The 11,511-nt window shown below is 71.9% G+C and carries 6 protein-coding genes; 3 read left to right on the top strand and 3 right to left on the bottom strand.

Annotated features, from left to right (window positions below; genetic code table 11):
- The 3 genes from A5704_RS14565 to A5704_RS14555 all read left to right on the top strand — a co-directional run.
- Positions 1–3,789: SDR family NAD(P)-dependent oxidoreductase (locus A5704_RS14565; RefSeq protein ID WP_156737679.1), on the top strand; the 3,789-nt coding region annotated here is incomplete at its 5' end.
- A 1-nt stretch (position 3,790) separates the two neighbouring features.
- On the top strand, positions 3,791–6,829 hold the full coding sequence (locus A5704_RS14560; protein ID WP_067889574.1) for a type I polyketide synthase: 3,039 nt from the start codon (positions 3,791–3,793) through the stop codon (positions 6,827–6,829).
- Positions 6,830–6,950: 121 nt separating this feature from the next.
- A complete protein-coding gene (locus A5704_RS14555; RefSeq protein ID WP_368664924.1) occupies positions 6,951–8,018 on the top strand; it encodes a type III polyketide synthase in 1,068 nt (355 codons plus the stop codon).
- On the opposite strand, the gene A5704_RS14550 is transcribed toward A5704_RS14555, so the two are convergent.
- From A5704_RS14550 to A5704_RS14540, 3 genes are all read right to left on the bottom strand, one after another.
- A complete protein-coding gene (locus A5704_RS14550) occupies positions 8,001–9,293 on the bottom strand; it encodes a cytochrome P450 (protein WP_156737680.1) in 1,293 nt (430 codons plus the stop codon). The genes A5704_RS14555 and A5704_RS14550 overlap by 18 nt on opposite strands.
- A 5-nt stretch (positions 9,294–9,298) precedes the next feature.
- Positions 9,299–11,074, bottom strand: coding sequence for an ABC-F family ATP-binding cassette domain-containing protein (locus A5704_RS14545; RefSeq protein WP_067889568.1), 1,776 nt, complete (start codon positions 11,072–11,074; stop codon positions 9,299–9,301).
- A gap of 19 nt (positions 11,075–11,093) precedes the next feature.
- The coding region (locus A5704_RS14540; RefSeq protein ID WP_156737678.1) for an ANTAR domain-containing protein at positions 11,094–11,511 on the bottom strand (418 nt) is incomplete at its 5' end.

The following is an 11,511-nucleotide window of genomic DNA, read 5'->3' as shown; positions in this document are numbered from 1 at the left end:
GTGTCGATGGCCAAGGACCGTCCCGAAGTCGATTCGCTGCTGCTGGCGGCCGGCCAGCTGTTCGTCTCCGGCGCCGGGGTGGACTGGGCCGCGGCGTTCGCCGGCCTGACCGCCCACCGCGTCGACCTGCCGACGTATGCCTTTCAGCGCCGCCGGTTTTGGCTGTCGCCGGAGGCGGTGGGCGGCCGGGACACCGCGGGCCTGGGGTTGACCGGCGCCGAGCATGCCCTGCTGGGCGCGGTGGTGGAGCGCCCCGATTCGGGCGGTGTGGTGTTGACGGGCCGGCTGTCGACGGCCGCCCAGCCGTGGCTGGCCGATCACGCGGTGACCGGGACCGTGTTGTTCCCGGGCGCGGGGTTCGTCGAGCTGGTGCTGCGGGCGGGCGACGAGGTCGGCTGCCCGGTGATCGAGGAGCTGACGCTGTCGGCCCCGTTGCCCCTGCCGGCCGCCGGCGGGGTGCGGGTGCAGGTGGTGGTGGACGCCGCCGGCGAGACCGGATCCCGTGCGGTGGCAGTCTATTCGCAGGCCGGTCCCGACTGGGCCCTGCACGCCCAGGGCGTGGTGAGCGACGGCTCGCCCGCGCCGGACGCGGACCTGTCGGTGTGGCCGCCCGTCGGCGCCGCGGCGGTCGACGTGACCGGCGCCTACGACGATTTGGCGGGGCGCGGCTACGGGTACGGGCCGGCGTTCCGCGGCCTGCGGAAGGTGTGGCGCCGGGGGACCGAGATCTTCGCCGAGGTCGAGGCCCCGCAGCAGGACGGTGTCACGGTGGGCGGCTTCGGGATCCATCCGGTGGTGCTGGATGCGGCTCTGCACGCCCTGGGTGTGGCCGACGAGGACGCCGAGGCCGTCTTGCCGTTCTCCTGGCAAGGGGTGTGCCTGCACGCGGCCGGCGCGTCCCGGGTCCGGGTGCGGCTGGCACCGGTGGGGAAGGGCGCCGTGTCGGTGGAACTGGCCGATTCGTCGGGCCTGCCGGTGCTGTCGGTGCGGGAGCTGGTGACGCGGCCGGTGTCGGCCGCCCAGTTGGCGGCGGCCGCGGCGGCGCGGTCCGGCGGCGGCGAACTCCTGGAGGCGGTGTGGTCCCCGATCACGTTGGCGGACAACGCCGGTGGGGCCGATCCCGAGGTGTGGCGGCCGCCCTCGAACGGCGACGGAGTGGTCGGGTCGGTCTACGCCGCGACCCATGAGGCGTTGGGCTTGTTGCAGTCCAGGGTTGAGGGCGCCGGGCCGTTGGTGGTGCTGACCTGCGGCGCGGTCGCGCTGCCCGGCGAGGAGGTCTCGGACCTGGCCGGCGCGGCGGTGTGGGGGCTGGTGCGCTCGGCGCAGGCCGAGCAGGCAGGCCTGGCGGTGCTGGTCGACTCCGACGGATCGCTCGATCTCGCCTCCGTGATCGGCTGCGGGGAGCCGCAATTGGTGGTGCGAGGGGGCATCGCCTACGGCGCCCGGCTGCAGCCACTCAAGCCGCACCCGCTGTTGCCGTTGCCCGGGCCGCCGTCGGTGTGGCGGCTGGCCGCCGGCGACGCCGGAACGCTGGAGGACCTGGCCGTGCAGTCGGGCCCGCCGGCCGAGCTCGCCGCCGGCCAGGTGCGGGTGGCGGTCGCCGCCGCCGGGGTGAACTTCCGCGACGTGCTGGTGGCCCTGGGCATGTACCCGGGTGCCGCGCAGCTGGGCGCGGAGGGTGCCGGCCTGGTGACCGAGATCGGCGCCGGCGTCACGGATTTGGCGGTAGGCGACGCGGTGATGGGCATCTTGGGCCTGACCGGGTCCGAGGCGGTCGTCGATCGCCGGCTGGTGACGCCGCTGCCGTCGGGCTGGTCGTTCGCGCAGGCCGCGGGCGTGCCGGTGGTGTTCTTGACGGCGTATTACGGGTTGTCGGTCCTGGGGGGCCTGCGCGCCGGCGAGCGGGTGCTGGTGCACGCCGGTGCCGGCGGCGTCGGCATGGCGGCCGTGCAGCTGGCCCGGCATTGGGGGGCCGAGGTTTTCGCGACCGCGAGCCGCGGCAAGTGGGACACCCTGCGCGCCATGGGCATCGACGACGATCACATCGCGGATTCGCGGACGCTGGAGTTCGAGGAGAAGTTCTCCGCGGCCACGGGCGGAGTCGGCGTGGAGGTCGTGCTGAACTCGCTGGCGGGCGAGTTCACCGACGCGTCGCTGCGGTTGCTGGGCCGCGGCGGGCGCTTCATCGAGATGGGCAAGACCGACCTGCGCGACCCGGCGGCGCACCCCGAGATCTATTACCGCGCGTTCGACTTGATGGAGGCCGGCCCGGACCGCATCGCGGTGATGTCGGCCGAACTGATGCGCCTGTTCGCGACCGGAGCTCTAAAGCCCCTGCCCGTCAAGGCCTTCGACGTGCGTTGCGCCGCGGAGGCGTACCGGTTCGTGAGCCAGGCCCGCCACATCGGCAAGGTGGTGCTCACGATGCCGGACGGGCCGGCCGGGCTGGGCGGCGGCACCGCATTGATCACCGGCGGAACCGGCATGGCGGGTTCGGCCGTGGCCCGGCACCTCGTCGACCGCTACCGGGTACCGCACGTCATGCTGGTCAGCCGCAGCGGTGAGCGGGCGGACGGGTTGTCCGGGCTGGTCGCCGAGCTGCGCGAGGCGGGCGCCGAGGTGTCGGTGGTGGCCTGCGACGTGGCCGACCGGGACGCCGTGGCCGGGTTGCTGGCGCGGGTGCCGGAGCGCTTCCCGCTGCGCGGCGTATTTCACGCCGCGGGGGTGCTAGACGACGCGGTGATCGCGTCCCTGACACCGGAGCGCATCGATACGGTGCTGCGGTCCAAGGTCGACGGGGCGTGGCACCTGCACGAGCTGACCCGGGATCTGGATCTTTCGGCGTTCGTGCTGTTCTCGTCGATGGCGGGGATCGTCGGGGCGCCGGGTCAGGGCAACTACGCCGCGGCCAACAGCTTCCTCGACGGACTGGCGGCCTACCGCCACGCCCATCGCCTGCCCGCCCTGTCGATCGGCTGGGGGATGTGGGAAGAGGCGTCGGCCATGACCCGGCACCTGGGCGACCGCGACAAGGCGCGGATGAGCCGCGCTGGCCTCGCCCCGCTGTCCACCCGGCAGGCGCTCGGCCTGCTCGACGCCGCGCTGCTGACGGAGCCGCCCGTCGTCGTGGCCACCCGGCTCGACACCGCCGCGCTGGCGCACGCCGGCGCCGCGCTGCCACCGCTGTTGAGCCAGTTGGCCATTCGGCGCGCCCGACGGGTCCTCGACCCCACCGACATGGTGTCGTTGACCGGCCTGCGGGCGCGGCTGGACGGCCTGGCCCCCGAGCAGCGCCGGCGCGAACTGATCGACCTGGTGTGCGGCAACGCCGCCACGGTGTTGGGGCACAGCACCGCCGACGTCAACGCCGACCAGGCTTTCGGGGACCTCGGGTTCGACTCGTTGACCGCCGTGGAGCTGCGCAACAGGCTCAAGATCGCGACCGGCCTGACCCTTTCGCCGACGGTGATCTTCGATTACCCGACGCCGGCGGCGCTGGCCGAGCATCTCGACGGCCAGCTGACCACCGGCACGGCCGGTGCGCCGCCCGACCGAATGGCCCGCTTCAACGACGTGGCCCGCGAATTGCAGGCGCTGCTCGGGCAATCCGACTGGAGCCCAGGCGACAAGGCGCAGCTGGTCACCCGGCTGGAAGGCCTGCTGCGCTCGCTGACGGGGCCGCCGGAAGTGCACCACCCGGAGCAGCCCGACGACCCGTTCGACGACGACATCGCCACCGCCACCGAGAGCCAACTCTTCGCGATCCTCGACGAAGAGATCGGCCCCTAGCATGACGGACGTCGCAGTCATCGGCCTGGCGTGCCGATTCCCCGGCGCGGCAAACCCGCGCGAGTTCTGGGATCTGATCCGCAACGGCCGGGAAGCGACGCGGTTGCCCGGGGACGTCGCGGAGTTCGACGCCGACTTCTTCAACCTCTCGCCGCGCGAGGCGTGCGCGATGGACCCTCGCCAGCGGCTGGCCCTCGAACTGGCCTGGGAAGCCTTCGAGGACGCGTTCGTGGTACCCGAAAGCATTCGTGGCAACCACGTTTCGGTGTATGTGGGGGCGATGGCCGACGACTACGCGGTCCTCACGTTGCGCGACATCGCCGACAACCTCGACCACCACTCGTTCGCCGGCATCAGCCGGGGGATGATCGCCAACCGGGTCTCGTACGCCTTCGGTTTGCGCGGGCCGAGCATGACCGTCGACTCCGGCCAATCGTCGTCGCTGCTCGCCGTGCACCTCGCCTGTGAAAGCCTGCGCGCCGGCGAGTCGGCGCTGGCGATCGCCGGCGGGGTTCACCTGAACCTGGCCGACGAAACCGCAATGCTGGAGCGCGAATTCGGTGCGCTGTCGACGTCCGGTCACACCTATGCGTTCGATCGGCGCGCGGACGGTTACGTGCGCGGCGAGGGCGGGGGACTGGTCCTGCTGAAGCCGTTGCCGACGGCGCTGCCGCTGATGACCGCGTGGACGCGGTCCCCGTCGCGCAGCGCCGTCGGTAACGCCGGGCACAGCGCAGCCGGGCAGACCGTGCCTTCCGTCTCCGCCGAGGCGGACGTGATCCGGCGGGCGCTCGCCACCGCCGGCCTCGGCGCCGGCGACATCGACTACATCGAGGCCCACGGCACCGGCACCAAGGTCGGCGACGCGGTTGAGGCCCAGGCGCTCGGCGAGGTGTTCGCGGCGCGCGGGCGCGCAGTGCACGTGGGTTCGGTCAAGACCAACATCGGCCACGCCGGCGGCGCGGCCGGGATAGCGGGCCTGCTCAAAGCCGTACTGGCCGTGCGCCATTCGGTGCTGCCGCCGAGCCTGAACTACGCCGACGGCAATCCCGAACTCGAACACCTGCGCGTGAACACCTCCGCGCTGCCCTGGCCGGCGGCGGGGCGCCCGCGCCGCGCCGGTGTGTCGTCCTTCGGGATGGGCGGCACCAACGCACACGTCGTCGTGGAACAGGCCCCGCCGCAACCGGATACGCCCGCCGAACCGCACGAACCGCCGCTCGCATGGGTGCTGTCGGCCCGCTCGGGGCGGGCCCTGGCCAACCAGGCGCGCCGGCTGGCGGAGTGGGTGGCCGAGCCGGGGGTGAGCCCCGCGGACGTGGCGTGGTCGCTGGCGACGACGCGCTCGGTGTTCGAGCGGCAGGCGGTGCTGGTCGGCGGCGATTCCGAAGAGTTGACGCGCGAACTGGTGGCCCTGGCCGCCGGGGAGCCCGCCCCCGGCGTGATCGCCGGCCGGGCCGGGCCCGCGGCCAAGATCGCCTTCGTGTTCCCCGGCCAGGGCTCCCAATGGCCGGGAATGGGTCGCGAACTCCACCGGCGGTTCCCGGCCTTCGCGCATGCCTTCGACGAGGCCGCGGCCGCGATGGATCCCCACCTGCGGTCGCCGTTGCGCGAGGTGATGTGGGGCACCGACGCGGAGCTGTTGCGCGGCACCGAGTTCGCGCAGCCGGCCTTGTTCGTGCTCGAGGTCGCCCTGGCGGCGCTGTGGCGATCCTGGGGGGTGACGCCCGAGGTGGTTCTGGGTCATTCGGTTGGCGAGATCGCAGCGGCGCATGTGGCGGGGGTGCTGTCGCTGGGCGACGCGGCGCGCATCGTGGCGGTGCGCGGCCGGCTGATGGCGGCGCTGCCGGGCGACGGGGTGATGGTGGCGGTGAGCGCCACCGAGGCGGAGGTCGCCCCGATGCTCGGCGACGGTGTCGGCATCGCGGCGGTCAATGGCCCCAATGCGGTGGTCCTGTCCGGCGAGCGCGCCGCGGTCACCGGCCTGACGGATCGGTTGGCGGAAAGCGGCAGGCGCACACACCGGTTGGCGGTCTCGCACGCGTTTCATTCGGCGCTGATGGAACCGATGCTCGACGAATTCGCGCGCCGGATCGCCGACATCGAGCCGCAACAGCCGCGAATCTGCCTGATATCCAACGTGTCCGGGGAGCCGGCCGGCCCCGGCTACGGGTCCGCGCGGTACTGGGTCGAGCACGTGCGCCGGCCCGTGCGCTTCCTCGACGGCGTGCGCGCCGCCGAGGCCCTCGGGGTGACGGCGTTCGCGGAGGTGGGCCCTGGCGGCGGGTTGAGCGCGGCGGTGGACCAGTCAATGACCACCGAGCGGCCGATCTCGGTGACCACCCTGCCCAAGGACGCTCCCGAGGCCGAGTCGCTGCTGATCGCGGCCGGCCGCCTGTTCACCGCCGGGGTGGCCGTCGGCTGGCCGGCCGTGTTGGCCGACTCCGGGGGTCGACGCGTCGACCTGCCGACGTACGGCTTTGCCCGCCAACGGTTCTGGCTGGGTGGCACGCAGGATGTGCTGCGCCCCAACGCGACCCGGTCCCCGAATCTGGCCGAGCAGCTACACCGCCTGGCGCCCGAGGAGCAACAGCGGCGGCTGGCCGAGCTGGTCTGCGAGCACGCGGCCGCCGTCGCGGGACATCCGGACGCGCGGGCCATCGGTCGCGACCGCGCCTTTGCCGACCTGGGCTTCGACTCGATGACCGGGGTCGAATTGCGCAACCGGCTCACGACGGCGACCGGGTTGGCGTTGTCGCGAACCCTGATCTTCGACTATCCCACTCCCGCCGCGCTGGCCGACCATCTGCGCCAGCAGCTATTCCGCGGCGAGGACCGGGAATCGGACGAGGAAAAGGTGTGGTCCTCGCTGCGCAACATTCCGCTCGCCGAGCTGAGGAGGACCGGATTGCTCGACAAACTGCTCCTGCTCGCCGGCGGCCCGGAAAGCGTTGTGGCCCAACCGGTCACCGATCCCATCGACTCGCTGAGCCCCGACGCCCTCATCGCGATGGCACTGAAAAACCAGGACTCCGAATGAAAAAATGCCGAAGCAATAAGACACATGTCGAATACTTCAAACTTTTGCCGAATTACCGCCGATTGCTTAAACTTCGGAAATCGGCGAATGTCCCATTCGAGCTGGGACGCGGGCAAAAGGGTTGGGCATGAGCGTCATCGCGGGTGTTTTCGGAGCGTTGCCCCCGCATCGTTACAGCCAGGCCGAAATCACGGACCAGCTCGTCGAATTGCCGGCTCTGGCCGAACACGAGGAGATCGTCCGGCGGTTGCACGCCGCCGCCAAGGTCAACGGCCGCCACCTGGTCCTGCCGCTGGAGCGCTACCCGTCGCTCACCGATTTCGGTGAGGCCAACGAGGTGTTCATCGAACACGCCGTCGAACTGGGCTGCGAAGCGTTGCTGGGGGCGCTCGAGGAGGCCGGCCTGCAGCCACGGGACATCGACATGATCGCCACCACCACGGTCACCGGGGTGGCGGTCCCGTCGCTCGACGCGCGGATCGCCGGACGGCTCGGCCTTCGCCCGGACGTGCGCCGGGTGCCGCTGTTCGGGCTCGGTTGCGCGGCCGGCGCGGCGGGGGTGGGCCGCCTGCACGACTACCTGCGCGGCGCCCCGGACGGCGTCGCGGTCCTGGTGTCGGTCGAGCTGTGCTCGCTCACCTTCCCGGCGGTCAAGCCGACCGTGTCCGGCCTGGTGGGCACCGCGATGTTCGGGGATGGGGCGGCCGCCGTGGTCGCGGTCGGTGACCGTCGCGCCGAACGGCTGAGCCCCAGCGGGCCCGACATCGTCGATTCCCGCAGCCGGCTGTATCCCGAATCGCTGCACGTCATGGCCTGGAACGTCAGCTCGGCCGGGCTGCACCTGGTGATGTCGCCGGAGCTCACCAACTTCATCGACCGTTACCTGGCCGACGACGTCGGCCGCTTCCTGAGTGCCCACGGGCTGACCAAGGACGACGTGGGCGCTTGGGTGGCGCACCCCGGCGGCCCCAAGGTCATCACCGCGATCGGCAACGCCCTCGAGTTGCCCCCGGACGCCCTCGAGCTGACCTGGCGCTCGCTGGGCGAGGTCGCGAACCTGTCGTCGGCATCGGTGCTGCACATCCTGCGCGACACCATCGCCAAGCCGCCGCCCGGCGGGGGCCCCGGGCTGATGCTCGCGATGGGCCCGGGATTCAGCGCCGAGTTCGTGCTACTGAGCTGGCGCTAGGTCGGTGGTGGCGACGACGTCGACGGTCAACCCCGGCTTCGGGGACAACGCGGCAAGGTTGGCCGCGCGGATGCGCTGAGGCGGCATCCGCAGTGTGGTCCTGGCGAGCAGCCGGGTCAGCATCACGGTCATCTCGGTGGTGGCCATGGCCGCGCCGATGCAGCGGTGCAGGCCCCCGCTGAACGGAATGAACTCGTGTGGGGCGGGCTTGCGGTAGCCCGGGGCGTCGGGGTCCCACCGCTCCGGCCGGAATTGCGTTGGCCCGGGCCAGATTTCGGGGATGCGATGCGTGACGTATGGGCTGAAGATGAGCAGCCGGCCCGCCGGTATGCGGTGGCCGTCGAAGGAGATCTCGCGGATCACCTTGCGCGCCGAGATCACGCCGGGCGGGTAGAGCCGCAGGGTTTCCTGCACGACCCCGTTGAGGTAGGTCAACGCGGTCAGGTCGGCCGCGCACGGCGGCCGTCCGCCGAGCACGCGTGCCACTTCGCGGGCCGCGGTGTCCCACGCGCCCGGCACGGAGAGCAGCGTGTAGATCGCCCATGCCAGCGCGCCGCTGGTGGTCTCGTAGCCGGCGGTGATCAGTGAGATGACAGCATCGCGAATCTCGTTGTCGCCCAGCGCATAACCCTCGTCTCCGCGACCGTTTATCAGCATCGTCAGCATGTGGTCGTCGGGCCGGGGCTCGGCCCGCGCGGCGGCGACCTGCTCGTCGACCAGGGCGTCGATGCGTTTCCGGGCGGCCACCGCCCGTCGCCACCCCGGTGCGTTGAGCCGCCGTTGCAGCGCAACCGACTGCGGCAGTTGGTGAGTCAGGTTCAGCAGCGGCTGCAGCTGTTCGCCCAGAAAGTCCGAATGGGTGGCCAGGCGCGGGCCGAACAGGCTCTCGGCGGTGCTGCGCCGCACCGCCGAACGGCACGCGGAGTAGATGTCCAGCCGCTGCCCGCGCCGCCAGCCGTCGATCACGGCGTCGATGGTGGACACCATGGTGGCGACGTAGTCCTGGATCTGGCGGTGCCGCAGCCCGGGCGCGACGACGCTGCGCCGGCGCCGGTGATCGTCGCCGTCGCTGACGATCAACGCGGTGGGGCCGTCGACGATGGCGAGGTTCTGAAACGTCAACCGCCAGCTGAACGCGTCGGCGTTGGCGAACACGAACTTGTTCGCCTCGGCGCCCAGCAGGTAGGTGTAACCGTGCCGACCGACGCCGGAGTTGATGACCGGGCCGCGCCGCCGGTACAGCGCCAGCAATGCCTCGCCGGGCCGGTACCGCACGGGCGTCATTCCAGCGCCTCCGACAGCTCCAGCCAGCGGCCCTCCGTCTCGGCGACCTCGTCCTCGAGCGCCCGCAATTCCCGGGTGAGCCGCGTGATGCCGACATGGTCCGACTGGTCGTGGCGGGCGAGTTCGTGGTGTTTGTCCGCGATCCGGTCGGCCAGCCGGGCGAGCTGGCGGTCGACGCCGGCCAGCTCCTTCTCGGTGGCCCGGCGCCGCGCCCCGGACATGCCTTGCGGCTCCGCGGGCGCCGGGCCGCCGTCCGCCGCGGCGCCGGCCTCGCGCGCCGCCAGCCGCAGGTACTCGTCGATGCCACCGGGCAGGTGCCGCAACCGGCCGTCGAGAACGGCGTACTGCTGATCGGTGATCCGCTCGAGCAGGTAGCGGTCGTGCGAGACGACGATCAAGGTTCCGGCCCACGAGTCGAGCAGGTCTTCCATCGCGGTGAGCATGTCGGTGTCGACGTCGTTGGTCGGCTCGTCGAGCAGCAACACGTTCGGCTCGGAGAGCAGCGTGAGCATCAGCTGCAACCGCCGCCGCTGCCCGCCGGAGAGCTCGCCGATGCGCGCGGACAACTGGCCGCGCCCGAACCCCAGCCGTTCCAGCAGCTGGACCGGCGTCACCTCGCGGCCCTCGACCTCGTAGCCGCCGCGCAACCGGGCCAGGACGTCGGCGATGCGGTCGTCGGTGAGGCCGGCCAGGGCGTCGCCCTGCTGGTCGAGCACGGCCAGCTGAACGGTCTTGCCGCGCTTTACCCGTCCGGCGTCCGGCGCGATGGTCCCGGCGATCAGCCCGAGCAGCGTCGACTTCCCGGCGCCGTTGGCGCCGACGATGCCGGTGCGTTCGCCCGGGGCGATCCGCCATTCGACGTCGCGCAGCACCGGACGGCCGTCAAACGAGACCGACACGTCGAGCAGATCGACGACGTCCTTCCCGAGCCGGGCGGTGGCCAGCTTGGCCAGCTCGACGGTGTTGCGCAGCGGCGGCACGTCGGCGATCAGCTGGTTGGCCGCCTCGATGCGGAACTTGGGCTTCGAGGTGCGGGCCGGCGCGCCGCGACGCAGCCACGCCAGCTCCTTGCGCATCAGGTTCTGCCGCTTGGCCTCCGCGGTGGCGGCCATCCGGTCCCGTTCGACGCGCTGCAGCACGTACGCCGCGTAGCCGCCCTCGAACGGCTCCACGATCCCGTCGTGCACCTCCCACGTCGTCGTGGCGACCTCGTCGAGAAACCAGCGGTCGTGCGTCACCAGCAGCAGCCCGCCGGTGTTGCGCGCCCAGCGCTGTTTGAGATGGTCGGCCAGCCAGGTGATGCCCTCGATGTCGAGATGGTTGGTGGGCTCGTCGAGGGCGATGACGTCCCACTCGCCGACCAGCAGCCGGGCCAGCTGCACCCGCCGGCGCTGGCCCCCGCTGAGCGTGGATATCGCTGCGTCCCAATCGATGTCGGAGACCAGGCCGGCGACCACGTCGCGGACCCGGGGGTCGCCGGCCCACTGGTGTTCGGCCGCCTCGCCGACCAGCGTCCAGCCCACCGTGTGGGCCGGGTCCAGGGTGTCGGCCTGGCTGAGCGCGCCGACGCGCAAGCCGCTGCGGCGGGTCACGCGGCCCGAGTCGGGCCGCAGCTGGCCGGTGAGCAGCCGCAACAGGCTGGACTTTCCGTCCCCGTTGCGGCCGACGATGCCGATGCGCGCGCCGTCGTTCACGCCCAGCGTGACCGAATCGAATACCAGCTGGGTCGGATATTCGAGGCGGATGGCCTCGGCTCCCAATAGGTGCGCCACTGGCCCGACCCTACTGCGGCTACTCCAGGGTCAGCAGCGCCCGGTCGACTTCGCTCTGGGTCTCCGCCGACGCCTTGCTGGCCACGGCGTCCAGGAAGCGGCTGGCGAGGTCGCGCAGCTTCAGGTTGGTTTCCTGGGAGCGCCACACCAGGATGTCGAACGCCCGCTCGGCGGAGATGTCGTAGGCGGCCATCAGCACGCCCTTGGCCTGCTCGATGCGGGCGCGGGCGTCGGCCACCGCCGACAGGACGTTGTTGATGTCGGTCTGCAGCGAGTCGGTGACGTCGACGTAGAACCCGGACGTCCCGATCACCGTGCCGTGGTCGTCGAGCATCCGGTCGCCCGCGACGACGACGCACAGGGTGCGGCCCCCGGTGTCGATGATGCGGTGCCGACTGCTGAACGGCTTGCCCCGCATCACGCGGTCCAGGACGGCC

The sequence above is a fragment of the Mycobacterium sp. E735 genome (genome assembly GCF_001666955.1).
In the GTDB taxonomy this organism is placed as follows: Bacteria; Actinomycetota; Actinomycetes; order Mycobacteriales; family Mycobacteriaceae; genus Mycobacterium.
Note: the sequence above shows the minus strand (reverse complement) of the source record. Positions and strands in the feature narration are given on the sequence as shown.

Excerpts from the sequence above, each read along its gene's own strand:
- A5704_RS14560 (WP_067889574.1), top strand. The coding sequence starts at position 3,791 with ATGACGGACGTCGCAGTCATCGGCCTGGCGTGCCGATTCCCCGGCGCG.